This window comes from Psychrobacter immobilis, from assembly GCF_904846175.1.
GTDB classification, from domain to species: domain Bacteria; phylum Pseudomonadota; class Gammaproteobacteria; order Pseudomonadales; family Moraxellaceae; genus Psychrobacter; species Psychrobacter immobilis_E.
The window spans coordinates 1-26,719 of record NZ_CAJGZM010000006.1; the positions used below are offsets into that span (position 1 = coordinate 1).

Here is a 26,719-nt window from a genome sequence, read left to right on the forward strand (position 1 = left end):
ACTCAGGAGGTGAGGAACTGCGAGCCTGTAGGGCCAACAACGCTAAATCCTGTAAAAGAGCAACAACAGCAAAGATTACAAGCCGCTTAATTTAGCTTGATGGTGACAACTACCTTGAAAAACTCCGACTGTCAGCGCCTTCATCTAAATTGGCGGTGCCGTTTTTACTACTCAATTTAATCTTTAAGCGTAAATCGTTAGGGGAGTCGGCGTGCAGAATGGCTTCTTTATAAGTAATCTCACCGTGTTCATATAAATCAAACAGCGCTTGGTCAAAGGTTTGCATACCGCTATCGCGTGAGCGCGTCATGACATCTTTGATTTCATGAACCTCACCTTTACGGATATAGTCGCTAATCAGCTGTGAGTTTAATAAAATCTCAATAGCAGCGCGTCGTCCTTTACCGTCAGGCGTTGGAATCAGTTGCTGGGCAATAATAGCTTGTAAGTTTAAAGATAAGTCCATGAACAACTGATTATGGCGACTGGTTTCAAAGAAATGAATAATACGGTCAATGGCTTGGTTGGCGTTATTGGCGTGTAAGGTTGCAAAAACCAAATGTCCCGTTTCAGCGTATTGAATCGCGTAACTCATGACTTCGCGGTTACGAATCTCGCCAATCAAAATAACATCTGGCGCTTGGCGTAAGGTATTCTTTAGACCCGCTTCAAAAGAGTGGGTGTCGATACCGACTTCGCGCTGGGTAATAATACAACCGCGATGCTTATGCACAAACTCAATAGGATCTTCGATGGTAATAATATGACCATGCGAGTTTTGGTTACGGTGTCCAATCATCGCCGCAAGGGTGGTAGATTTACCTGTACCCGTAGCGCCAACCAGTAAAATAATACCGCGCTTTTTCATGGCCAGCTCTTTTAATGCCGGTGGCAAGCGCAGCTCTTCAACCGTTGGGATTTTATTTTCAATTTTCCGTAAAATCATCCCCGCCATATCGCGCTGTATAAAAGCGCTAACCCGAAAACGTGCCTGCTGAGCTTGGTCTGTAATCGCAAACTGACACTCGTTGGTTTCGTCAAACTCTTTTTGCTGGCTTGACGTCATCACACCTTTAACCAGTCTCATAGTTTGCTCAGCCGTTAACGGCGTTTTACCCACGGGCAAGATTTTCCCATTGATTTTCATGGACGGCGCGACGTCAGCAGTAATAAAGAGGTCAGAGCCATTTTTGTTAATCATGAGCTGTAAAAGTTTATCAATGTCCATAACGTACCTACGTTCGTAATATATAGATTAAAAGGTGCTTCAATAAACTTTTAAAGACTGCCAATAACGACCATTAAAAATAAATAAAGCTAAGCAAGAATCTATGGTTGTTAATTTGTGATGGTATAAAATACTGAGTGCTAGCACGTTTAGTATGATGAAAACCAATACTAAATAAATGCCTCAGGCTGCTTGGCATAAGGACGTGCGACATCTTTGCTAATGGTACCTTTGGACACTAAGTTTTTCAGCGTTTGATCTAGGGTAATCATGCCATCACCAGCACCCGTCTGAATAGAGGAGTACATTTGGGCGATTTTGTTTTCACGTATCAAGTTACGAATAGCGGGTGTACCCAGCATAATTTCATGCGCGGCAATTCGTCCACCGGTTTGACGACGTAAAAGGGTTTGCGAGATCACCGCTTGTAGCGATTCTGATAACATCGCTCGAATCATATCTTTTTCAGCAGCGGGGAAAACGTCAATCACACGGTCAATGGTTTTTGCCGCTGAGCTGGTGTGCAAAGTACCAAAGACTAAGTGCCCCGTTTCAGCGGCGGTCAATGCCAAGCGAATGGTTTCAAGGTCACGTAGCTCACCAACGAGGATAACGTCTGGATCTTCACGTAGGGCAGAGCGCAATGCTGGCTCGAAACCCAAGGTATCGCGGTGAACTTCACGTTGGTTAATCAAGCTCTTTTTAGACTCGTGGACAAATTCAATCGGGTCTTCAATGGTTAAAATATGCTCTTTACGGGTTTCATTGATATAATCAATCATTGCTGCGAGCGTAGTCGATTTTCCTGAGCCCGTCGGACCTGTAACTAATACCACGCCGCGTTTAAAGTCAGACACACGTTTGAAAACCTCGCCCATACCTAAGTCTTCCATCGTTAGAACTTTAGATGGAATGGTACGAAAAACAGCGCCTGCACCGCGGTTTTGGTTAAAAGCATTAACACGGAAACGCGCTAAATTCGGAATTTCAAAAGAGAAATCGGTCTCAAAAAACTCTTCAAAATCGGCACGTTGCTTATCATTCATGATGTCATAGATGAGTTGATGTACGACCTGATGGCTCATCTCAGGCATATTAATACGCGTCATCTCACCGTCAACACGAATCATCGCTGGCATACCGGCTGAGATATGTAAATCTGAGGCTTTATGCTTGACCGTAAAGCGTAATAAGTCTTCGATGCTTAAATTATTCTTTTCAGCCATAATGGGGTATTCCTATCAATAAGTATCAATAAATAATGGTGAGCCAAAAAGTGCCTAGAACGTTTAATGATTCTATAACACAATTCAAATCAATTATCTTAAAAGAACATGGTCTATTCTGTTACGATTTCTATATTTTTCAGTAGCATATGTTAGACCATGTAACAATATAATAACAAGACTATGGCTATTTAACCATCTACTATATAAATAAAATGCAAAAATAATGTAGCTTCATTTTTCAGCCTTTTATGCAAGGTTATTATCTTCTTCATTAAGGTATAATTTTTTAAACTAAAAGTTACTTATAATAAAAATTATTCTATTATTTATCTCCGTGAGCTTTTTATGAATGATACATCTAAGCGTACCAATGAAAATAACACATCCGCTGATGTGACTTTGTTTGCCATGCAAAATGATGAAAGTAACATCGATAATATAAGTTTAATTAAAAGTTGGCAGCAAGTTAATAAAAAAGTAGCGCAGGCGTGTGCACAAGCGACAAGGGAGAATAATGAAGTCACTTTATTGGCAGTATCTAAAACCAAGTCTGCTGAGATGGTTGCGACATTAGTGCGGCAAGGGCAGCGTGATTTTGGTGAAAACTATCTGCAAGAAGCGCTTAAGAAAATACAAGTTTTACGAGAACAGCCAGAATGTGAATCTATTATTTGGCATTATATTGGTAGTATTCAACGAAATAAGACGCGAGATATTGCTGAGCATTTTGATTGGGTGCAAACGCTGGAGCGTGAGATTATTGCTAAGCGTTTAAATGAACAACGCCCCACTGAGCTGTCACCCCTTAATGTGCTGATACAAGTCAATATCGACACTGAAGACAGTAAATCAGGATGTTTGCCAGCCGATCTGCCCGAATTGATAAGCGTCATTAAACATTACGAGCGTTTGCAATTGCGTGGTTTAATGATTATACCGGCGAAAGCTAACACTGATGCTTTTGCTCGAACCAAGCAGTTATTTGAAGACATCAAGTGCGAACATCCAGAATTACAGCAGTGGGATACGCTGAGCATGGGTATGAGTGGCGATATGAGTGATGCCATTGCCAACGGCTCTACCATGGTACGCGTCGGCACGGCAATATTTGGTGCACGTGCCTGACTTTTGTTATTGTTATTAAACCAATTAAGCCTTTGAAGCTTACATTGGCATTGAGCTTAAAGTATGGTAGTTATTTAACTGCTTCATCAAGTTTGGTGACGAGTAACTGCGTAATTTTAAGATTGTCAGTAGCGATAATTTCAAAACGATAATTGGCGTATTCGATGGTATCGGTTTTTTTAGGAATTTTGCGCAGCATATACATCATAAAGCCGCTGATGGTTTCGTAGTTCTGACTGCGTGGTAAATTAACAATATCTAGCGCCCGAATGACGTCTTCAATGGGCGTCATACCATCGATAAGCCAAGAATTATCCGTACGCTGCACGATAGGCTGCTCCTCAACCGTCACCAGCTCACCCATGACAATACTCATCACATCGCGTAGGGTAATGACACCAACCACCAAGCCATATTCATTGACGATAACGGCAAAGTCAGCACCCGTCGATTTAAACATCTCTAACACTTCAAACAAAGACAAAGTATCGGGTACAAATAACGCCGGTTTTAATAGCGCTTTGTCAATGAGGCTAACTTCTTGCTGGTTAAGTACCAAGGCTAAAAAGCTGCGCGACTCTACATAACCGATAATTTGTTCTAAATCGTCTTCCTCACAGACCAAAAACTTATTATGCGGCTGCGCGATCATCACCTCGACCACTTCTTCGGTACTGGTTTTGCTATCGAAATAAACGATATGCTCACGCGGATTCATCACTGAGGTGACGGTACGCTCTTGCATCTCAAAGATGTTTTCAATCAAATGGTGCTCTTGTTTTTTGAGCACACCCGCTTCAGCGCCAGCGTCCATGACGGCATAGATATCTTCTGGAGTCATGTCATCTTGACGAATAGTTGATATATTAAAAAGCTCAAAGATGAGATTTGCGGCGCCATCAAAGACCCAAATAACCGGCTTAAAAATAAATGTCAAAGCCATCATAGGGCGTACCAGTCGCACAGCAAAGATTTCTGCATTAGACATCGCCAAGCGCCTAGGCATCAAATCAGCAAGTAGGGAAAATAAACTGGTAATAAGGACAAATGAGATAATGGATGCCGCCGCTTCATGCTTGATCAACAGCTGCAAATAAGGGCTAATGGCTGACTCACCAACCGCACCGGCTGAAATGGCGACGGCGTTAAGAACAACTTGCACCACAGTAATAAATCCACCAGGATTTTCTTGCATATGCAGGACATCAAGGGCGCGGACTTCACCTTCTTTTGCCATGATTTGGAGTTTAATCTTGCGACCAGCAGCGATGGCAATCTCGGCGGCAGAGACAAAAGCACTCAAGGTAAGTAATAAAAGAAGGAAGATAGTAGCGGTTAGCAAACTCATGAAGGACTCGGATAAAAATAGGTAGGGTAGTTAAATAAAAAATAATAGTTGGAATAATGAGAATTAAGAAACTATGTATGAATATTTAGAAACGTTAGTAGATAACGAAAATATTTATCGATAAAAACTAAAAAAGCTGGGTAAGCGCCCAGCTAATGATAAAACACTTGAATAACATTGTATAAAAACTGAAAGTTATCCAACCTTTTAGCTTGTCATTTAAATAGACATTAATCTAAAAAATAACGGCTTATCTAAAAGGTTGTAATGATAAATCAGTAGTTAAGTCTTAGCCTTTTATTGACCATTTATTCACCAGTGGATAACGACGCTCACGACCAAAGGCTTTATGGCTAATCTTAGTGCCAATCGGTGCTTGCGAGCGTTTGTACTCGCTGTTATCAACCATTTTAATGACTTTGGCAACCAAATCAGCATCAAAGCCTTTATCGACGATATCTTGATAGCCCATATCTTCATCGATATACGACATTAAGATACCATCTAGGACATCATAGTCAGGCAGGCTGTCTTGGTCTTTTTGATCAGGACGCAGCTCAGCCGATGGTGGACGCGTAATCACGCGCTCAGGAATAACCGGCGTATCTTCTAAGCGGTTACGGTAGCTAGCAAGTTTATATACTTGCGATTTATACACGTCTTTTAGCACATCAAAACCGCCAGCCATATCACCGTATAATGTTGAATAACCAACAGCTAACTCTGACTTATTACCCGTGGTGATGACCAAATGACCGAATTTATTAGACAGTGCCATTAGCACCACACCGCGTGCGCGCGCTTGGATATTCTCTTCGGTAGTATCAGCAGGTGATTTATTAAATAATGGCGCTAAGGTATGACGGATGCCTTCGACCGCATCAAAAATTGGGCAGACCGTATAAGAAACGTTTAAGCGACGGGCCTGTGCTTGCGCATCTTCTAAGCTGATTTGTGAGGTATATTCGTACGGCATCATCACCGCATATACTTTATCTGCGCCTAAGGCGTCGACAGCGATACACAGGGTTAAGGCTGAATCAATACCGCCTGATAAACCAACAATGATGCCAGTAAAGCCTGAAAGATTGACATAATCACGTAAACCAACGACTAGCGCTTGGTACATCTCCGACTCACGGCTTAATGATAAAGGTGCTTTTGCTTGCGTATCAAATTTTGCTGTCTTTACGTCAAATGTCGCTAGCATGAGCTGATTCATAAAGCGTGCCGCTTCATGAGCAACGCTACCATCGGCTTGAATCGCCATAGAGCCACCGTCAAATACCAAATCATCCTGACCGCCAACGGCATTTAGATAAATGATCGGTAAATTGTTTTCGCGGCTACGTTTGGCGAGCATGGTTTTACGATTGTCTTGTTTTTCAATCTCAAATGGTGAGGCGTTTAAGCTCACAATTAGATCAGCGCCTTGTTTCTTAAGCTCGGCAATCGGACCTTTTTCCCACAAATCTTCGCAGATAAGCAGACCAATGGTGATGCCTTTATAGTCAAATAAAACTTGATTGCGACCTTTATCGAAATAACGACGCTCATCAAATACGCCATAGTTTGGCAAGATTTGCTTATGATAAAAGCCTTTTTGATGGCCGTTGTGCAAAATGGCTGCTGAGTTAAAGGTGCCATGATGGTCGACATGCGGGTAGCCTACAATCATCACGATATCATCAATATCACTTAAGCTTGATAGCGCGCTTTTGATACGACCCGATAAGCTTGGACGTAGCAACAAATCTTGCGGTGGGTAGCCCAATAATCCTAGCTCTGGGAAGATGATGACATCCGCGCCTTGCTCACGGGCTTGTAGTGCAAGCGTGCGCATTTTTTCAGCATTGGCAGTGATATCCCCCACTAAAAAATGGGATTGGGCTAATGCAAAAGTAACGCTATCTTGCGGTTTAGATGCCGTATTGGCGTAATTTGAGGCAGTAGAGTTGGGGTTATCAGTATCTTTTGTAGTGTCTTTTGACATTGTTATTGTTCCTATCAATAGGTTGTTTAAATGTGTTGAATCCGTCTTGGTTTCAAATAAAACCAAATCAAAATAGTTTTTGAAATTAATGCAAAATATAAGTATGTACTCATGCTCTTAAAACACGATTCTTGAATAGTGAATCTATGCTAAGCGCAACGCTTGGATAGGCATTAATGCAATGCGCATCGACAATACCAAAATATGCAACGCTGCTCTAAAAGGCAAGTTATTAAGACCGTTTAGAGTAGGGGGCAAATAAGGATTGTAAGAGGTAATTTTCAAAACGCTACGGCTGATAATGACAAAAATAAATAAGGTCACACCAACTTGGCAGCATTTAAGCGTTCAAATTAATCCCTTTAGTATAACATCAATTGTCCGTACGAATAGAACTGAGCAGTGATTTAGCGTGCCAGTCATTACAGTAGAAGTCAGTAGAAAAAGCAAAAAGCCGATAAATAGCTATTGTTTTAAACGAATGGTTTTAATTGATGATTTCCAACAGTAAATATCAATATTCTTGCCAACTGCATACAGATAATTGTAAGTAAAGATTACAACATAGCCTTATTTATCTAGCGTGCTTTGAGGCATAATAAGTCGTTGTTATGGTTTGGTTTTACGCTGTAAATATAGATGGATAATGTAGGCGGATATCGAATAAATACTGTTTTCATCACCTAAAGCAATTTTTGTAGATTAATACTGTTTTTATAGCTGATTAAGGTGTTTATGAAAGCGCTCTATGGTACGGTATCGCTATTGTGGGCGTGATTTGTCGCAACTATTTTATACTTAACTTATCAACCAAATCTATTGCTCAAAATTTACACTGCAAAATACTCGCTAATGGATATAGATGATGGACATAATCTGTGATTTCTATACACCTATTTATAAACTTTACAGCAGAGCCGAATTGGCTGTGTGCTGCCCGCTCTTGGTTTATACACTATGATCGAAAACTGGACAAAAGAATTTATTATTCAGCGCTTATTGGCCATTACTTTGCTAGTGGTGCTGATTGTATTGTGTTTCCAAGTCGTACAGTTTTTTATTGTACCGGCACTGTGGGCAGCAATTTTAGCGTACGTCACCTTTCCTATTTATAATTTTTTTCATCAACGAGTTCGCTTTAGCTCAAATCTTAGCGCCGCCATTATGACGGTGAGCATCATACTTATGATCGGTGTGCCGCTCGTCGTCGGTGTTTTTATCTTGCAGCAAGAAGCGCTAAGCTTGATTACTAATTTAGTCTATCGTATCAAAGTTGGCTATTTAGACGTGCCTGACTCGATAAAGGACTTGCCAATCATCGGTCAGCAAGTCAAAGATGTGCTATGGAGAATCAATAAGAATCCTGAAGGGACGTTAGAAGCATTTCGTCTGTGGGTGCAGTCGCATCTATATTATGGCAAAGTGGCATTTGATGTGGTATTCAGTGGTTTGGCTAAGCTTGGCATGGCGCTGATGACACTGTTTTTCTTCTATCGTGATGGCACCAGTTTGGTGCGTCAAATCCGTCAAGCGTTACGCAATGTTATTGGCAATCGCATCGATGGTTATATTGATTCGGTCGGTACGACCACGCGCGCAGTGGTTTATGGCATTGGTCTGACCGCGTTGGCACAAGCACTCCTCGCTGGTATTGGTTATTATTTCGCTAGTGCGCCAAGTCCTATTTTATTGACCATCGTCACTTTTATCATTGCTTTAATCCCCTTTGGTACGCCGTTTGTTTGGGGCGGAGTATCTATTTGGTTATTAAGCCAAGGCCATACCGTAGAAGGTATCGGTTTAGGGCTTTGGGGCATATTGGTCATCAGTTGGGTTGATAATCTTATCCGTCCTATCGTCATCAGTGGCGCGACCAAAATTCCTTTTATCATTATTTTTATCGGAGTATTGGGCGGTCTGACGGCGTTTGGTTTCGTTGGGTTGTTTATCGGTCCTGTGGTATTGGCAATTGGCCTTGCGGTATGGCGTGAGTGGATATCGCAGCATAAGAATGAATTATTTGCTGAGCATGAAGTGATGTTGGCTGACGGTCGAAAATTACCTAAAGTTAATGTGCAAAGTGAAGATGAAACAATCACTTCTACTGACAACTTATAAATTCAAAAGAGAAACGCATAAAGTTCGTCATAAAAATATACGGTTCTAATAATTCGATTATTGATAATAAACCTTTATAAATAGGGATGTTTAAAGATGCCTAATGCCAGCGTTATGACTAATGAAAATATTCGTCCTCTGACCATCGTTGCCGATAGCAATATTGCCAGTCTCGATGAATTTTTTAATGCATCGACGCTTGGGCAAGAGACTAAGCCCACGGTGAACATTATTGCCGTCGCTGGACGTGATATCAATGCGCAACTGATTGCAGAGTGTCAGCCTGACGTGCTATTGATACGCTCGGTGACGCTAGTTAGCGAGGCGCTATTGGCAGAGAATAACAGTGTTAAATTTGTTGGTTCGGCAACAATCGGTATTGATCATGTCGATCAAGACTACTTGGCAGCGCGTAATATAACCTTTGCCAATGCCGCAGGCTGTAGTAAGCACTCGGTTGCGCAATATGTATTAACCGCTATCTTAACCTTGTGCCCGCAGTATTGGCAGCCATCGATAGCGCCAGTGACATTGGGTATTATCGGACTGGGCAATATTGGTAGTACTCTTGCTCAATATGCCTATGATTTAGGTTGGCAGGTATTGGGTTACGATCCGCTACTGCCTGCATCAAATATTAATAATGCTAGCCTTGCGCAAGTATTGAGCCAAAGTAATGTGATTAGCTTGCATGTGCCGTTAACCGATAAAAAAGATAATACTAATCCTAATGGCAGCGACTATCCAACTCGGCATTTAATCGATAAAAATGCATTAGATGTGATGCCGTCAGAGACTTTATTAATCAATAGCGCGCGCGGGCCTGTGATTAATGCAGCTGAATTAGAAGCAGATATTAAGTGTACGGGTCGTCGAGTGGTGCTTGATGTTTTTGAACATGAGCCAGAAATTTCTGAGCAGTTACTATCCAAACTTGCGATTGCGACTCCGCATATCGCCGGTTATACGGTCGAAGGTAAGCTACGTGGTACGCAAATTATCTATGATGCGCTCTGTGAAAAACTGGCCGTCACACCTGTGCAGTCTATGCACACACTATTACCACTCAATATGTTTTTATGGTCTGAGCTTAAGGCGCATCCAGAAAGGCTGATTAAGTTTTATGACATTATGCAAGATGATGCTTCACTACGAAGCAAGTTAGCTGATGGGCAAGTAAAGGGTATAGACTTTGATCAATTGCGCCGAGATTATCATTTACGCCGTGAATGGCAATCGTGAAAGTTAGGCACTTTTAAAAGTTAGCTAGTTTTAAAGGTCAGGCAAGCTTAAAACCTAAAACACCATTTCAAAATCTATTTTTTATTCTTAAATGACAGTAAATAATAATGAACCAAGCAAGTAATGCTCCTTTGAAACCTAGCTATGAGCCAACGATGACTGTATCGATGGCACAAAAGCGTGCGCAATTTATGAGTGCTATTCGGCAGTTTTTTGCCACACGTCATGTGCTTGAAGTGCAGACGCCGTTGTTATCACAAGCGGGCAATACCGATACCTTTTTGCAGTCGGTTGCGGCGCAAGTTACTTATCAAGATAAACCTTTTACCTATTATTTGCATACTTCGCCTGAGTTTGCGATGAAGCGCTTACTTGCCAGCTGGCAGGTACCCATTTATCAGATTTGTCCGGTATTTCGAGATAATGAGATAGGTATCCGTCACAATATTGAATTTACCATGCTCGAATGGTATCAACCGAACTATAGCCTAGATGATATGGCTGCTGAATTGGGCGAGCTATTAGAAGCGCTATATGGCTATCCGATTGTGCTAAGTCATTACCGTTACGTCGATGCCTTTATGGATTTTGTTGGTATTCATCCGCTGACTGCCGGTATTGCGGCACTACAATCCGTGGCAGAAGATAAAGGTTTAACAGGCTTTGATTTTAATAGTACAGAAAGCGGCGCAGCCAACAGCGAAGAGGATATTCGCCAAAGTTGGTTAGATTTATTATTTAGTCATGCCGTCGAGCCAAATCTGGGTCACGATTTGCCGACGTTGATTATAGAATATCCACCTGCAACTGCGGCATTGGCAAAAACGGCGGTGGATAAAGACGGTAATACAGTCGCTAAACGTTTTGAGCTTTATATTAATGGTATTGAGATTGCCAATGCTTATGATGAACTGGCAGATGGGCAGGCCTTAGGGGAACGTTTTGAGCGCGACAATCAATTACGCCGGCGTCATAACTTGCCACAAATGCCAATTGATGAGCATTTATTAGCAGCGTCTGATGACTTGATACCTTGCAGCGGTATCGCTGTTGGTATTGATAGGTTACTTATGGTTATCACAGGCGCTAGCAGCTTAGAGGACGTGATTCCTTTTCCCAGTGGTTTGGCTTAGATTACTTGCTTGCTTGCTAATAGATTTTGACACAGCTAAGAATTATTTGAATAGCCCAAAAGAAAAAAGCGAGTAAACCGGAAGGCTTACTCGCTTTTTACTTTCTTTAATTGCTGCAGAGCTGCACTCTATTATAATTTAGCAATCGCTTTATCAATTGCTATGTCACCGTTCTGCATACTAAATACTTTCTTAATCGTATTATTAGCATTAAGTACAGCAGCCAACGTCGTAGCCACATCCTCAATTGAGTTTTCACCCGCATTGTCATCGTTGATGGTGATTTTACCAGTCGCTGCACGCTCTTTTAGCGCACCTGCTTGCACGATAGTGTAATCAAGGCTGCTGTTATTAACTAACCACTGATCAGCGTAATGCTTGCAGATATAGTATTCTTTTAAATCAGCAATACCAGGGCTATCCCATTTGCTGGTGTCTAATGAAAATACTGTGCTTAGCATAATATAGCGTTTGATACCTTTATCTTCCACGGCTTGCATGGTCTTAACCGCGCCGTGTAAATCGACTTCTAAGACATCTTTACCACCAGAGCCCGCAACGAAATAGACGGCATCAATATCTTGCTCGATTTGCTTTTGAATAGCCTCTTTTTCAGCAGTGATATCTAAATCTAACTGACTATAATTGTCATCGTTAAAGAGTTTTTCATCTTGACGGGTTGTCCCTATAACTTGATGGTTATTGGCTAATAACTGCTTGACCAAATCTGTACCCACTCGACCACTGGCACCAATCACTAAAATTTTCATCATCATTCCTATCTTTATATGCGTTTTATATACGTTATCGTTATTTTAAAACTTATTGTTTAAAAACAAATTATTCAAAAACCGATTAGTTTAAAAGCTGCATATAGCGTAACAACAATGATTAGCACACTTCGTTATGAAGCGTGCCGTTTGCATAGTGTTTGGTTATGGAGTGTATAGGGATTGCAAGGTTGCTCTTTATAAAAGTTTTTCTTTATAAAGGCTGTTATTTATAATGATAAAAAGAAGGTAAGAAGCTTTAGAAAGGGTAATTGCTAAATAATGAGTCAGAAAGTTAACGCACTAAGCGATTAAGACCATCGGCAAAGGCTTTTTTATCGCGATCACCATAAGGCTTTTGCCCACTCATTTCTTGCAGCTCAAGCACGCCAGTGCCGCGCATGGTATCCATAAAATCGCGCATATTGAGCTTTTGCTTGATGTTATTTTTGTCATAGACCATCCCGCGTGTGGTCAAAACCATACCGCCTTTATCTAAAATATCATTTGCCAAAGGGATATCGCTAGTGATGGCCAAATCGCCAGGCTGGATTTGCTCAACGATATAATCATCGGCTTTATCAAACCCTGATGGCACCACTGTCATAACGAGCAGCGGCGACTTACGCAGTTTGATTGGCTGATTGGCGACGAATATCGCCATGGTTTGCGTACGTTCAGCCGTTTTGATAATCAAGTCTTTGGCAATCAGTGGCACTGAATCTGCATCTACCCAAATCTGCATTATTTCTTGGCCTTATCTACGTTTAATAATGCGTCTATATCTCCTAAAGCCTTTGTTTGGCTGTCTTTAACATGGATAGCAGTTTCTTCTACAGCGTGGTCTGTTTCCGCGTTAGTTGCTTGCTCTAATGTTTTTGCTTGGTTCTCAGTAATCGTAGGCGCTAACTTTTTATCAAGACCCACTTTATTAGGCAATACAGTAACCAGTTTAGCAAGGGCAATATCTAAGTCAGCAACATCGTTTGGCATCAGGGTAATATGCGCAATCTTACGATCTTCACGCTCCGCCTTATGGTAGCTATGATAATGCGCCCCATCTATGTTTAACACCGCGCTGATATCAGGATACTGCCCCAATACATTAAGCATAATCGCTGGGTGGACGTTGTCGGTATCGCCCAGAGGCAGATTGACCACAGCGCGGATATGATTCTCAAATTGGCTGGTAATCGCGCCTTCGATACTCCAATGTCCAGAGTTATGGACGCGCGGGGCAATCTCGTTGGCAAGCAGATAGTCGTTACCACGAGTATCTTTGCTCACAAACAGCTCAAGCGCCATCACACCAACATAACCTAGATGATTCATCACAGTGATAATGGCATCGGTTGCTTGTTGAAACAAATGGCTGGTACCAACGGCTGGCGCGCGGGTTTTGGCCAATATGCCATTATGATGATGATTTTCGACCAAATCATAGCAGCGTACTTGACCATTTTGCGCGCGTGCAGCAATGATAGATACTTCACGGCTAAAGTTAATAAAGCCTTCTGCAATAAGTGGCGCAGGCGTTGGCGTCAGTGCGCCTTTGCCGCTAACCGCATCTTTAAGCTCATGCCAAGCTGCGTTAATATCGCTTTCTTCTCTAATAACGAACTGACCTTTACCATCATAACCGCCGCGGCTGGTTTTTAGGACGATAGGCAAGCCTAGCTCGTCGCAAGCGTGCTTTAATTCTGCCTCAGAATTGACCGCCATAAATGGCACGGTAGCGATATCAAGCTCATTAAACATGCCTTTTTCTTTCAAGCGATCTTGGGCGATATCAAGGGCAATCGGTGGCGGAAACATGCCTTGTTTATCGCTAGATTTTGATAGGCTAGCCAATTGCTCAACTGTGGCAGTAGGCGTGTTTTCAAACTCTAAGGTAAAGACGTCAGCTGCCGCAATAAATGCTTCTAACTGCTCACTATGAAAGACTTTGCCATATAGGCTGGCAGGACAGTCAGCATTATCTTCTAAAAATACACACTGATAACCGAGCGGGATGGCGGCTTCGGCGAGCATCATACCAAGCTGACCACCGCCTAAAATACCGATGGTACGAATGGTTTGGGTAACAGGATAAGCGTTCGCTGTAGTCATGGCAGGCTCTTTACATTAAAAATGAATAAGGGGTTTTGAGTATTAACATCTAAAAATTACGGGATAAAACTTATGCTATTAAAATAGGAAAAGGTGCACTGTATGCACCTTGTATTTAGTAGAACGCATCTGGTCAAAAATATCAAGTTTAGAGCATTGCTCGTTAGATTTGGTATTCAGGTTTGATATTTAGCGTAAAGAATCAGATGATTGTGCTTAATGTTTCTTTGTTCATATTGCTGTTGGCTAATCGTATTTTTTGCTAAAAACTAACGCTATTTGGCAGGCTTTACGCGTTAATAATACCGGGTGTTGGACTGGCAAGGATAGTATCAGTTTGCGCTTGACGCATGTTATCCAGCTTAGTCGCAATTGTTTCATCATGCAAGGCAAGTACTTGAATAGCAAGGAGAGCAGCGTTATAGGCGCCAGCTGCACCAATCGCTAAGGTCCCAACGGCAACACCTTTTGGCATTTGTACAATAGAAAGCAGACTATCCCAACCACTGAGCATTGATGACTTAACAGGGACACCAAAGACAGGTAGCGGCGTTTGACTGGCACACATGCCAGGCAGATGCGCTGCTCCGCCAGCGCCAGCGATAATCACTTGTAAACCGTTACCTTTGGCGCTTTTGGCATAATCAAACAATCTATCAGGGGTACGATGCGCTGACACCACTTCACATTCAAAGGCGATATCAAAGTCGGCAAGTAGTTGCGCCGCTGCACTCATGGTTGCCCAATCAGACTGTGAGCCCATTATAATACCTACTTTTGGCTGACCAGCAGGAGAAGTAATTAGGCTGTTTTGCTCAACAGGGGTAACGGTAGCCGACGTAGTGCTCATGCTTTGATATCCTCAAAAAGACCATCATACAAAAGTTTTGCTGCCTTCGTAAAGCCAAGTTTGCTGTTTAATAGCAAAGCGGGCTAAATAACGCTGATTTTATGCATTTATCTTTTTTATGCATCTCTCTTTTTTATGAATCTCTCTTTTGTTATACATCATGGGCATCATGGCGATACTGTACGAAATTATAAGCTTTAAGCGGTAATGGCTGCTCGGTATCGAGCTGATAGCAGGTCAGATAACCGCTATCAATCGCTGCTGAATAATCGGTACAAGCGACCTGCGGGCTAAGGGGTTTCGGTGTACCGGTCAGCCAATAATGACCGACGAATACCGGCTTATGGGTTTTAAGGGCAAATTCGATATTTTCCGCTAGGGCATCACTTGGTATTTGCGCCAATCCTGAGCTGGGTGCACGGGCAATCTCGTGAATGGTGCGTTTGTTAAGCTCATCAAGCCACCAGCGCACACGTACTTGCGAGCGCGCTGCACCATCTTTATCGACCATGACTAAACCATCGGGTAACGCGGTTTCTACGCCTTTTAGCACGCGCTCAAGCGCTTCATAAGCAGGGCTATTCTTTTGCGCCGTGGCAATGACGGCTGCAGGCGTCAGGCAATTATCGGCAGTCAAAAGCGGCTTCAATACCGCCATGCTATCGACATCCCAGCAAGCGTGTACAAAGCAAGCGTAGTCAGTCTCGAGCCACAAGGGAATCTCATAAAAGCGCTGCAGCCAGTATTGATGCACTTCTGAGCCAAACGGTACTTCTGCTAAAAACGCTTCATGCTGGCGCACATGAACAGCGCTATGCGAGCGTAAATAGTGCTCAGGTTGCTCTGGGTCAGGCATGGCAAAAGTTAATGCATTATATTCATGATTGCCCATCACCGCATCGGCAACATCTGCATCTAACATAGCAAATACTATCTCTAGCGACGCTACTTGCTGCGGTCCACGGTCCATTAGGTCGCCGATAAATAGCGCCCGATGACCGCATGGCGGTACAAAATGGGTGCCATTATGAATATAGCCCAACTGCTTTAGTAGACCGACCAACTTATCTGCATAACCGTGAATATCACCAATCACATCTATAATCATAATAATTATCAAATTCTTAAATATTTTGTTAAATATAAATCTATGTAAAACATCAAACTACATTAATTAATCATTGCTTAATTCATTAAGCTACTCTCATAAACCAAGCTTTTATTTCAATTTTTACGGTTAATTTTTATTACTTATTCTTATTAATTATTTTTAATAGAAAACTCTAAAACCCAGGAGATAATAGCGCATTTAAAAAGTGCGGTAGAACTTGAGGCTCTAAAATAATAGTTGCAATTATCCCAAACGCGCCGCCCCACATGTGTGCCATATGATTGATATTTGAGCCACCACGTTTATCGGCGTAAATACTATAAGCAATATAAGCAACTGCAAACAATATCGCTGGAATAGGAATAACGGCAAATAGATAAATCTTTTCCCACGGTGCTAGTAGAATAAAAGCAAACAGTACCGCCGATACGCCGCCTGACGCTCCAAGGCTTAGATAGCTGGCACTATTTTTGTTTTTAATATAGCTTGGAATCATTGCGACAACGATAGCCAATACATAAAAAACTACGAAACCATAACCGAATAAAAATGGCTGATACAGACCTTCGATCGCACGACCAAAAAAGTATAGGGTGAACATGTTAAACAGCAGATGCATTCCATCAGCATGAATAAAACCATGAGTCACAAATCGATCCCATTGACCATTATTCACCGCTGGTGGATAAAAAATCAGCCGATTAAACAAGGTTTTGTTTTGCCATGCAAGTAGACTGACAATAACAGTAATGATGATAATAAGCGTCGTATGGTTAAACAAAGGAGAGTCCTTAGGCCGAGCCTGATAGAGGGCATTGTTATAGAGCGTAGTGCTTAAAGACCAAATAAGTTGGATAAGTAATAGCTAAATATGGTTGCTGATAAATAGCAAAAGCTGAAACCAACAGTGATGCTAAGGCAAAAAACCAATAGACGACAAAATTATGCTTTAATAATCGTTTATATTGAATAATATAACAGCGCAACAGGCAACTAAGTAATGCTTCGTATACTGACCGTAAAGTTTAACGACAGAATAAAAATTCACCAAAAAACAAGCAAATATTAGGCGATATTTATTTGGATTTATAACTATTTAAATAACAATAAAGCGTCATGAATAGTAGGCAATTTATATGTCCTTATTACTTGTTAACAGATGACCAGTTAAACGCGCAGTTTCATAACCGTGCTATAGTCTACAGCGTATAAAACTGAAGTCAAAAAAAGAAATCGCTGCTACATATCCTAAATCAACGCCGACAAAGGCAATAACTTATGAATATCATCGACCAATTAGAACAAACAGTGACCTCAGCGGTGTTGGGTGGCTATAGTAATGACGGCAATATTAGCGGCGTCTACGTTAATGACGACAATACTGGTCAAGTTGATAACAGCAGCGTATCTCATGTCAGCTTATTAGAACAGTTTTATGCCATGTTGGCGGCGCGTTTGGCGTTACCCCAAATTTACTCGCAATTACTGCGTGATGATGAGCCGATTGCTAATGAAAATATAATAGAGACACCATTATTTGAACAATTATGGCAAGCACCAAGCGCGCGCCAAACCATTATCCAAGAGCTTGCAGCGACCCATCATATTGATGAGGTGACAACCATAAAGCTTATTATGAATGCAGCACCTTTGGCTTATCGCGAGCTTAAAGTAATGGCAAACGGACAGTTTTTGCCGGCATTTTTGCAAAGCCAACAACCGTCATTTCGTCATTATCTGCCGATATGGTTGGCTCCATTGATTACCGCGGCGCAACATGATGAGGATGAGCTGTTTAATGCTCAAAGCGCGGTAGCAGATATAGCAGCCGCTCCTGTTTCATTAAATAAGTATGATGCCAGTGTGGTAATTCCTTCTGAGAACTTGATAACAGAACCAAACGAGGCAGCAGAACTTGCTAATGAAAGTTTTGATAACAGTCTAGATACGAGCGCTATTCATGCCAATCCTGCTGAGCACCACTTAGCAGAAAACGGCAGTCTTAAGCGCCAGAAAGTACGGACCCGTAACCAACGCAATGATTTATTGATAAGAGTGTTTTTATTACTGGCGGCAATTACAGCGATTGGGTTGGTATGGGCATTGTTAATTAAGCCTAATAACGTAACGCCTGTAGAGCCAGTTGTGACTGCGCCTGCTGTCATATCGCCTATCGCTGAGCCGCCAGCGCAAACCTTAACGCCGGTTGAGCTTATCGTTGGCGTAGATAATAGTGGCAGTCTTTATACCTGCACTGCCTCTGTCGGTGATGTTGCACTCCAAGATACGCTGCAACAAGCGCTTAATAGTAGCTTTGGTGAGCAGGCGGGTATGTGTCAATTTACAGTGCAAGAAGGCATTGCGAATAATATTGCCAATATGCCTATAGAGGTACTACCTAATATTTTGACACTGTTAAGAGCGACCCCATTTGCTCGTTTGCAGCTGCAAAATGATCGCATGATGTTGGAAGCGCCAGATAGCATGCAGCTGCAGCAACTGGCTACAGATATTCGTACTTTAGTACCTACGATGATGGTTGATAGTACCGCGCCGCTGCCATTACCTAATAATGACGGTATGGGAGCTGCTGATATGAATGGCGCAAACAATCAGTACGATGTTAACAACTACAATGCTAATAACAATGTTAACGGCAATAATGATTATCAAGCTACGGACGATGATACAGGTGATAGCGTGATGCCAGCACCGGCGCGCAATAATGATTTTAATAATCCGCCTACGTATGACCAACCTAGCAATAACGCTGCCATGAATAGCGTTCCTATGAATAATGCGCCTGTCAATAACGAACGTCCAGCATCAACCAGGCCGCCTGGACCTTTCTCAGAATCTGAAGTTGATGATATGGCAAGCAGTGTCATAGTGGCGGAACCTGCCCAAGTCAGAAAATAACTAAAGTTAGAATAAGACTACAATAAGAGATGTATAGGAAGTAATGAATTCAAAGTAAATAGCTAAAAGGAGGGCAGTAGCAATAATTAACTGTCCTCCCTTTTTCTGCTTATAGCTAAGTAAATATAGTAGAGGTAAAGACCAGCCATGCTAAATGCTTGTTGAAAATGACTGTTTAGCTTATGGAGTAGCGAGATTTTATCTATTTATATGTTAGTAATTTGTACTTTAAAGGCATCGCAGTTACGTGTAACAACTGAAACATTACTTAACGTAGCAATTGCACAACAGCCTATTGATTGTGAATGCATCCTTAATACTTTTATAATAACAAAAGTTGAATACAAGTGGCTTAAGTATTGTTAGACATTGATTATTATCATTTCTTATCAATTATGAATAATCAGCTGTCAGTCATTAAGCGCTTATTATTTCAGTATCTATCAATTAAATACTGACAATTCGATATCAACACGCCAAATTTTGAGAATTTACTTTATATAACAAGCTACTTTTATATATAGCAAGCTACTAAAAATAACGATTAATTGAGGAATGACACTATGGATATTATCAGTCACTTAACGCGGACAGTGAGCCCTGCAGTATTAGGAGATGACCGCAATCCTGCGAAGAAAAATTTACTTGAACAGTTTTATGCTATTTTTGCCGCGCGCCTAGCGGATAACGACACTTATAGTCGTTTTGCTAATGAAAATATCGCCCGTGATGATCAAGGGTTTTATGACCGCGTATGGACTGACGGTGCGCACCGCGATCAAATCGCTCGTGAGCTTGCTGGCAAACATAACGTCGATGCCACAGCTGCTCGCGGTCTCATTGCCATGGCGGCGCCGTTGGCCTATCACGAAATAAAAAGCTTGGCAGGCACAACGCCGGCACCACAGTTTTTAAATGACAATCTTGCCAGTTATCAACATCATATTCCTGTATGGGCAAGTACGGTTCTGCCTGCCGGTATGATTGCTGTGGCACCTGCTGGTGCTCGTCTGTCTGATACGGTTAGCACTGACCCTATCCGCCGCGAAGAGGAAGAAAAAGGCAGCTTTATGAAAGCGCTGCTACCGATTATTGGTCTTATTATCTTGGGTGCATTGGCTTGGGCGCTGCTAAGAGGTTGTCAAGACAACCCTGAGCCAGTCGGTACGCCAGTTGCTACTGAGCAGCAAGCAGACAATGACGGGCAAGCAGTAGTTGCCGCTGATATTGAACCTGCATCATTGCGTATCGCCACTGGTGAAAACAGTGAACTATACGCTTGCCGTATGAACGTTGGTAATGAGACGTTACAGAGCAATGTTATGGACGCTTTGACCGCCACATTTGGTGATGAAGCCAATAATTGCCGTGCAGATGTCGATGATAACTTCTCGATTGATATGCCTGCAGCCGCTCAGCTCGCTTCTATTCTCGCTATCGTTAAAAACGTGCCAAACGCCAGTATGTTGATTAAAGGCGATACTATTACCGTGAATGCGCCTGATGCTGCGGCATTAGATAAAATGGTTGCCGATTTACAAGCGGCTGCACCAGCTATGACGGTAAAAGCAGAAGGTCCGCTAGATGAGCAGAGCGAGATTGATAATAGCTTAACAGCGTCTCAAGCTGCGATGGATAATCTTGGTCAAGATCCTGATCCTCGCGATGTAGCTCGTGCTCTAAGTCTACAAGTAGTCAATTTTGAAGTAGATAAAGCGGTAATTCCAGAAGTTAACAAGCCATTGCTGAACAATACCGTTAAAATTATGCAGCAAGTACCAAATATGAAGCTGATGATTATTGGTCATACCGATAAAACTGCTGATGCCGCTTATAACATGAAATTATCACAAGAGCGTGCGCAAGCGATGAAAGATTACTTAGTCGCGCAGGGTGCTGATCCAAGTAAGCTGATGACAAAAGGCATGGGTGAGACCGATCCAATTGCTGATAACGCCACTGATCAAGGTCGTTTCCGCAACCGCCGTATTGAATTTGTCGTCTATGATGAAACAGCCAATGCAAACGATGGTATGGTCATTAGCAAAAGTGCGCTTGACCCAGATTTAAATCCTTTAGATAGCGACAATGATGATCTCATGCCTGATGCTGATGATCGCGGTGTTAATACCACTATGCCAAATCCAGACTTGAATCCGCTAGATCGCAATAATGATGATCTATTACCAGATTCAGATGATCCAAGCCGTGGTACTGCTCTAGACCCAAAGGCAAATAATTAATAACCACTTATCAATTATTTATAAGCTTAAATGACCTATTAATATCAAAAAACCGCATCTTAATAAGGTGCGGTTTTTATTTTGCCTAAATTCTTTATTGATGGCGCCTTTAGCGTTTAACAAAGATTATTTATAATTAGTAGGGTCTTTTAAATCAGCTCGCGCTTCTGTTTGACTAGGGAAGAAGGTCTGCAAGATATTGTCTTTTGCTTGTTGCCAATAATCAAACTGCTGGCATGTCGATTCAAGATCGCCTTGCCAAACAGGTAACTGCCCACACATGGTTTTGATGCGTTTTTGGTTAGGATAGGGCAGCTCTTGTGCCGCTTTGGCCGCTTCGTGAGCAGCAACGCGATCATTACAGACTAAGGCAATATCGCAGCCTGCTTCAATCGCTGCTTTGACGCGGGCGCTAATATTGCCTGCAGCTTGTGCGCCGGCCATCGATAAGTCATCGGAAAATAAAACCCCATCAAAATTAAGCTGCTGACGAATGATGTCTTTGAGCCAAATTTTTGAAAATCCTGCGGGTTTATTATCGACTTGTGAGAAAATCACATGCGCCGGCATTAAGGCATCAAGCCAAGGCAACGTCTGTGCAAAAGGCTGCATATCACTATTCATAATCTCATCTAAGCTACGCGTATCGATGGCTTCTGCCACATGCGAGTCAGGCGCGATGGCACCATGACCGGGAAAGTGCTTACCGGTGGTTGCCATACCGGCGTCTTTCATACCGCGCATAAACTGGCTTGCCAAGGCGATAATCGCTTGAGGCTCCTGATGAAAGCTACGGTCACCGATAACTTGGCTGATACCATCTCTATCGAGCACCGGCGCAAAGCTTAAATCGATACCAACTGCCAATACCTCTGCCGCCATCAAATAACCACAATCGTAAGCAAAGCTCAGGGCGCGGTCAGGGTCTTGATTAAATAACTCACCAAGCCTGCCCATCGCCGGCAATGGCGTAAAACCGTGACGTAATCTAGCAACGCGCCCACCTTCTTGGTCAACACCAATCAAGATATCAGCATTGTGGTAGCGTATATCGTCACATAAGGAGCGCACTTGCGCCGCGTCTGCTACATTGCGAGCAAATAATATCACCCCACCGATTTGTGCTTGTTTGATTAAACTGACATCTTCAGCAGTCAGTGCGGTACTATCGATATCAATCATTAAGACGCCGTACATTGCGTGATCCTTATTAGGCTAGATATGGTTATATTATCGTTTAGGGTTATATTATCGTTTAAGCTTAAAAAGCATTAAGCAATGACGCACATTATTTATAGTCATTATTTGCTATCGCTGTTTAGTGTCATATTGGTTATATTATGACAGTTATTATAAGATGAGCATAATGTCGCGGCTGAATTGATTTAAAAGATATATTTTGATGAATTAATTATTTATTAAGTTAGAGCAACGAATGTGATTGATAGAAGCTGTGGACGTTGGTAAGTAGGAGATAACGACGCTGCGGGTAAGATTGTTTATACAGTTTGAGACAGTGACATATTTATAGCCATGCTAGTATTGACTGATTTTTTAACGATAAAACTAAAATAACTATGATGTGTTTACGCGCTTTTAATGCTGGCGTATCGCATGGTTTAATGGTAAATATAACAGAGTAAAAAACAGCCGGATTTTATGGATAGCCGTTTAGTAGATAACTTTTAATAGGAATAAAAATTATAGTCATTTTTGGGTAGTTTGGATAAAAAAAGGCGAGTGAAACTCCTACAAATAGTAGGATAAGCCGCGCGCCTGTTCCTGTATCTGAGGTATATAGAATGGACTATGAAGCATATTTTGCATACTTTTCACTTAAAAAAATTAGGTATATATGATGAAAAAACAACCAGCACAGTGGTTACTCAGTGCAGCGTCAGTGGGTATCGCTGGTCTTATTCTTACCCAAAGCTATGGCACCGCAATGGCTGATAGCAATACTGCAGGCTTTAAGGCCACGCCTGAGCAGCAGGTCACTACCCGTCAGGTAGCGGCATTGCTAGATCGTAGCCATTATCTCAATCAGCCACTTGATACCGCAACGGGTAGCGAGATTCTATCCATGTATATCGATAGCCTCGATCCAAACCATACGTTGTTTTTGCAATCTGATGTCGATGAATTTAAGAAAAAATATGCTGATGAGTTTGGTGCGCGGCTAAAACGCGGTGACTTATCTGCGGGCGTAGAAGTGTTTGAGCGCTATCGTACACGCTCTAATGAATACTTTGCCTTAACAAAAAAGCTGCTAAAAACAGATCTTGATTTAACCAGTAAAGATAGCATCGTGCTTGACCGCGAAAAGCTCAGCCACTTTAAAACCAAAAAAGAGCAGCGCGATTATTGGAAGCGTCAGCTGAAGTTTCAGCTGATGAGTATTACTTTGGGTCAAGAAGATGAGAAGGCTAAAGAAAAAGTATTTTTAACCAATCCTGATATCACGCGCGGGCAAGACTTAGTGCGTAATGATGAGCGCACGCCGAGTGAGATTTTGGTGAATCGTTTATCACGCCAGCAAGAGCAGCTTTCGCGTCTGAAAGATGATGAAATCATGGAAACCATCTTAAATACGGCGATGCTGACTTATGATCCGCACAGTAATTATTATGCGCCGATTCAAGCCAACGAGTTGCAAATTCAATCGAGTCTGCAGTTAGAAGGGATTGGGGTTTCCATTCGCCCTGACCGTAAAAACCCTGATTATACTCGCATTGTCACCTTGGTAGACGGTGGTCCAGCGGCTAAATCTGGTCAGATTAAACCCAATGATTTGATTGTCGGTATTGCCAAAGACGGCGAAACCATGATCGATGTGGTTGGTTGGTCAACGCGTGAAATTGTTGGCCTAATTCGTGGTAAACGTGGCACGTCGGTGACTATCAAAGTACGTCAACCGAATACCCCTGATGCGAGCGCCCGTAATGTAACCGTGGTTCGCGATATTATTCAGCAGGAAGAGTCGGGCGTGAAGAAACGCGTCGTTGAAGTACAACGTCCTAATATCGACAAAACCCCAAAACGTATCGGTGTACTTGAGATACCAAGCTTTTATCTCAACTATCGCGCCCGCCGCAATGGCGAAGAGTACCGTAGCGTCAGTGATGATACCGAAAAAGCACTCAAAGCGCTGAATAAAGAAAATATCGACGGTCTGGTGGTTGATTTGCGTAATAACCCAGGCGGCTCGCTCGATGAGGTTGCTAAGATGCTCGGCTTCTTTATCAAGAGCGGACCACTGGTGCAGATTCGTGACAATCGCGGCAACATTCAAGTCTACCGCGATGACGATGGCGGCGAGCAGCTTTATGATGGCAAAGTCGTTGTTATTACCAATCTAGCGTCTGCCTCTGCTAGTGAGATTTTCGCTGCAGCGATTCAGGATTATGGCCGTGGTCTGGTTGTCGGTAGTACAACGACGGGTAAAGGCTCGGCGCAGATTCAGCTTGATAGCTTGGCTTTAGGTACAGCAACGCTAACGCAGCGTAAGTTCTACCGCATCACAGGCGGCAGTACGCAAAACAAAGGCGTGGTTCCTGATATTGAATTGGTCAATATTTACGATGATGCGACCTTTGGCGAGCGCGCCCAGAAAAAAGCCCTACCTTGGGATACCATTAAAACCGCGCCTTATAAACCTGAAGGTAAATTCTCTGCCAATACGTTAGCAACGCTAAATCAGCAATCAAAAATCCGTCAGCAGCAAAATCCGCATTTTGCTTATCTATCAACGCTAAATGATATTCGTAATATGGAAGATGAGAAAAAACCGATTCCTCTCGATATCAATAGTCGCCGCGCCAAAATGCAGCTAATAGAAAAACGCTCATTGGAAGCTGAAAATAAACGCCTTATCGCAACAGGTGAGCGTCCTTATGCCAACTGGAATACTTATCAAGCGGCAATGGATGCAAAATTTGAAGAGCGCAGTCAGATGAAAGAAAGTGAGCGTCCTGAGTTACCTGAGGATGAGGCGTTCATTAAAGAAGCGGCTTATATCATGCTTAGCGCTGATGCAAAGGTGCAGGTTAGTCCAGAAGAAAAGCTATAAAGAATCGCACCTTTTTAGCGCTGCCTATTAGCTATAAAAGTGCATGTAAGCATATGCTTACATGTATTGACGTTTTGACCTCTTACTAACCTCACGTCAATCTGCGATTATAACTGTACGGCACGATTGAACGAAAAGGTTCATAGGTACTAGGGATTGGTATCTTAAAGGTCGCATCAGGGATAGATGGTTTGCTGATTAGGGATGATAAGGTTGGAAGCCTGAACGTTATAAGATGCTCCGGGATTAAGTATCTAATAACATTAACATGGATGGTTAGTGATAAAAGCCGCATAATGCTTGTCGTTATGCGGCTTTGTTACGTCTGTAATCTCTACAATGCTTATAAGAGTCATTTTTTAGAAATTGACTTATGCGACAAGATTTTTATTAAAATTGGTGCAAAAAAAGGTCAGTAGATTGTTCTACTGACCTTTTTGAGTTAGACAACACTATTATTAATAACAAAGTATTCGTCTAACCATACTAAAAATAATACGCTAAACTCGAAAAGAGATTAGTGCTCAACGCCACCAGCGCCATGGATATGGCCATGGTTCAATTCGTCTTCAGTTGCTGCGCGTACTTCTTGAATTTCAACATCAAACGTCAAACGCTTACCAGCCAATGGATGGTTTGCATCAACAGTCACTTCTTTGTCGTTTACGTCAGTAACGGTAACCAGCATAACTTGACCGCCCGCTTCTGACTGAAACTGCATACCAGGCTGGATATCTTCAACGCCTTGGAAGTTTTCACGTGGTACATGTTGTACCGCTTGTTCTTGGTATTCGCCGTAACCATCAGCAGGCTCTACAACGGCATTGACTCTTTCGCCAGCAGATTTGCCTTCTAGTTGTTGCTCAAGACCTGGGATGATGTTGCTATGGCCATGTAAATAAGCAAGCGGTTGACCTTCTGGAGACTGGTCAAGGATATTGCCTTCGTCGTCTTTTAGGGTGTAGTTGAACTTGACGGCAGTGTCTTTTGCGATAGTAGTCATAAATTATCCTAAATATGTCGATATTAAAATTTAAATACGGTTGGAATAAACCTAAAAAAGCCAATCAGCCAGCCAAATAGCCACGTCATTAGTCAATTATCATCAGTTTATTAGGGTAACTTTAGCAGTTAGCATCTTTAATTGCGATGCCTGCTATCGGTTTCAAGGTTAAAAACATAAAAAATGCCATTTAATCGCCTAATTAATGTAAATAAATATGATTTTTCTA

At 42.2% G+C, this 26,719-nt stretch carries 20 protein-coding genes; 7 read left to right on the forward strand and 13 right to left on the reverse strand.

Features of this window, described 5'->3' with window-relative positions:
* Positions 1–109: 109 nt before the first annotated feature.
* Together JMW39_RS09035 and JMW39_RS09040 are read right to left on the reverse strand one after the other, a co-directional pair.
* Positions 110–1,228 carry a PilT/PilU family type 4a pilus ATPase gene (locus JMW39_RS09035; RefSeq protein ID WP_201546171.1) on the reverse strand — a complete coding sequence of 373 codons (1,119 nt, stop codon included), beginning with the start codon at positions 1,226–1,228 and terminating at the stop codon, positions 110–112.
* 170 nt (positions 1,229–1,398) lie between these two features.
* Positions 1,399–2,454 carry a type IV pilus twitching motility protein PilT gene (locus JMW39_RS09040; protein WP_149490560.1) on the reverse strand — a complete coding sequence of 352 codons (1,056 nt, stop codon included), beginning with the start codon at positions 2,452–2,454 and terminating at the stop codon, positions 1,399–1,401.
* 411 nt (positions 2,455–2,865) lie between these two features.
* Between JMW39_RS09040 and JMW39_RS09045 the strand changes: the two genes are divergently transcribed.
* Positions 2,866–3,582 carry a YggS family pyridoxal phosphate-dependent enzyme gene (locus JMW39_RS09045; RefSeq protein ID WP_413786229.1) on the forward strand — a complete coding sequence of 239 codons (717 nt, stop codon included), beginning with the start codon at positions 2,866–2,868 and terminating at the stop codon, positions 3,580–3,582.
* Positions 3,583–3,652: 70 nt separating this feature from the next.
* Here JMW39_RS09045 and JMW39_RS09050 read toward each other — a convergent pair whose 3' ends face one another.
* The 3 genes from JMW39_RS09050 to JMW39_RS09060 all read right to left on the reverse strand — a co-directional run bounded on the left by JMW39_RS09050 (position 3,653) and on the right by JMW39_RS09060 (position 7,247).
* Positions 3,653–4,930, reverse strand: coding sequence for a hemolysin family protein (locus JMW39_RS09050; RefSeq protein WP_201546173.1), 1,278 nt, complete (start codon positions 4,928–4,930; stop codon positions 3,653–3,655).
* Between the two features lie 289 nt (positions 4,931–5,219).
* The gene (locus JMW39_RS09055; RefSeq protein ID WP_201546174.1) at positions 5,220–6,923 is read right to left on the reverse strand and encodes an NAD+ synthase; all 1,704 of its coding nucleotides are present in this window, start codon (positions 6,921–6,923) and stop codon (positions 5,220–5,222) included.
* Between the two features lie 144 nt (positions 6,924–7,067).
* Positions 7,068–7,247: a hypothetical protein gene (locus JMW39_RS09060; RefSeq protein WP_201546175.1), complete on the reverse strand. Its 180-nt coding sequence runs from the start codon at positions 7,245–7,247 to the stop codon at positions 7,068–7,070.
* A gap of 633 nt (positions 7,248–7,880) precedes the next feature.
* Between JMW39_RS09060 and JMW39_RS09065 the strand changes: the two genes are divergently transcribed.
* From JMW39_RS09065 to epmA, 3 genes are all read left to right on the forward strand, one after another.
* Complete coding sequence (locus JMW39_RS09065) at positions 7,881–9,041, forward strand: AI-2E family transporter (protein ID WP_201546176.1); 1,161 nt, start codon at positions 7,881–7,883, stop codon at positions 9,039–9,041.
* Positions 9,042–9,170: 129 nt separating this feature from the next.
* Positions 9,171–10,283: a 4-phosphoerythronate dehydrogenase gene (locus JMW39_RS09070; protein WP_201546287.1), complete on the forward strand. Its 1,113-nt coding sequence runs from the start codon at positions 9,171–9,173 to the stop codon at positions 10,281–10,283.
* 107 nt (positions 10,284–10,390) lie between these two features.
* Complete coding sequence (gene epmA / locus JMW39_RS09075; protein ID WP_201546177.1) at positions 10,391–11,416, forward strand: EF-P lysine aminoacylase EpmA; 1,026 nt, start codon at positions 10,391–10,393, stop codon at positions 11,414–11,416.
* A 131-nt stretch (positions 11,417–11,547) separates the two neighbouring features.
* Here epmA and JMW39_RS09080 read toward each other — a convergent pair whose 3' ends face one another.
* From JMW39_RS09080 to JMW39_RS09105, 6 genes are all read right to left on the reverse strand, one after another.
* A complete protein-coding gene (locus JMW39_RS09080) occupies positions 11,548–12,186 on the reverse strand; it encodes an NAD(P)H-binding protein (RefSeq protein WP_201546178.1) in 639 nt (212 codons plus the stop codon).
* 295 nt (positions 12,187–12,481) lie between these two features.
* Positions 12,482–12,931, reverse strand: coding sequence for a YaiI/YqxD family protein (locus JMW39_RS09085; RefSeq protein WP_021814375.1), 450 nt, complete (start codon positions 12,929–12,931; stop codon positions 12,482–12,484).
* Positions 12,931–14,295, reverse strand: a complete 1,365-nt coding sequence (locus JMW39_RS09090) for a 5-(carboxyamino)imidazole ribonucleotide synthase (protein ID WP_201546179.1) — start codon at positions 14,293–14,295, stop codon at positions 12,931–12,933. The genes JMW39_RS09085 and JMW39_RS09090 overlap by 1 nt, the downstream gene beginning before the upstream one ends.
* Positions 14,296–14,584: 289 nt before the next feature.
* Positions 14,585–15,145: a 5-(carboxyamino)imidazole ribonucleotide mutase gene (gene purE, locus JMW39_RS09095; protein WP_201546180.1), complete on the reverse strand. Its 561-nt coding sequence runs from the start codon at positions 15,143–15,145 to the stop codon at positions 14,585–14,587.
* A 151-nt stretch (positions 15,146–15,296) separates the two neighbouring features.
* Positions 15,297–16,253, reverse strand: a complete 957-nt coding sequence (locus tag JMW39_RS09100; protein ID WP_201546181.1) for a metallophosphoesterase — start codon at positions 16,251–16,253, stop codon at positions 15,297–15,299.
* A gap of 175 nt (positions 16,254–16,428) precedes the next feature.
* Complete coding sequence (locus JMW39_RS09105) at positions 16,429–17,037, reverse strand: rhomboid family intramembrane serine protease (RefSeq protein ID WP_201546182.1); 609 nt, start codon at positions 17,035–17,037, stop codon at positions 16,429–16,431.
* Positions 17,038–17,534: 497 nt separating this feature from the next.
* Here JMW39_RS09105 and JMW39_RS09110 point away from each other — a divergent pair, with 497 nt between their 5' ends.
* Entirely contained in the window at positions 17,535–19,175 is a 1,641-nt protein-coding gene (locus JMW39_RS09110; RefSeq protein ID WP_201546183.1) for a hypothetical protein, read from the forward strand.
* 563 nt (positions 19,176–19,738) lie between these two features.
* Positions 19,739–21,418 carry an OmpA family protein gene (locus tag JMW39_RS09115; protein ID WP_201546184.1) on the forward strand — a complete coding sequence of 560 codons (1,680 nt, stop codon included), beginning with the start codon at positions 19,739–19,741 and terminating at the stop codon, positions 21,416–21,418.
* Between the two features lie 126 nt (positions 21,419–21,544).
* On the opposite strand, the gene nagZ is transcribed toward JMW39_RS09115, so the two are convergent.
* Positions 21,545–22,615 (reverse strand): beta-N-acetylhexosaminidase, encoded by a 1,071-nt coding sequence (nagZ, locus tag JMW39_RS09120; protein WP_201546185.1) that lies wholly within the window; start codon positions 22,613–22,615, stop codon positions 21,545–21,547.
* 661 nt (positions 22,616–23,276) lie between these two features.
* Here nagZ and JMW39_RS09125 point away from each other — a divergent pair.
* Entirely contained in the window at positions 23,277–25,487 is a 2,211-nt protein-coding gene (locus JMW39_RS09125; RefSeq protein ID WP_201546186.1) for a carboxy terminal-processing peptidase, read from the forward strand.
* A gap of 517 nt (positions 25,488–26,004) precedes the next feature.
* Here the strand turns inward: JMW39_RS09125 and JMW39_RS09130 are convergent.
* Entirely contained in the window at positions 26,005–26,490 is a 486-nt protein-coding gene (locus JMW39_RS09130; protein ID WP_149490575.1) for an FKBP-type peptidyl-prolyl cis-trans isomerase, read from the reverse strand.
* Positions 26,491–26,719: the final 229 nt, after the last annotated feature.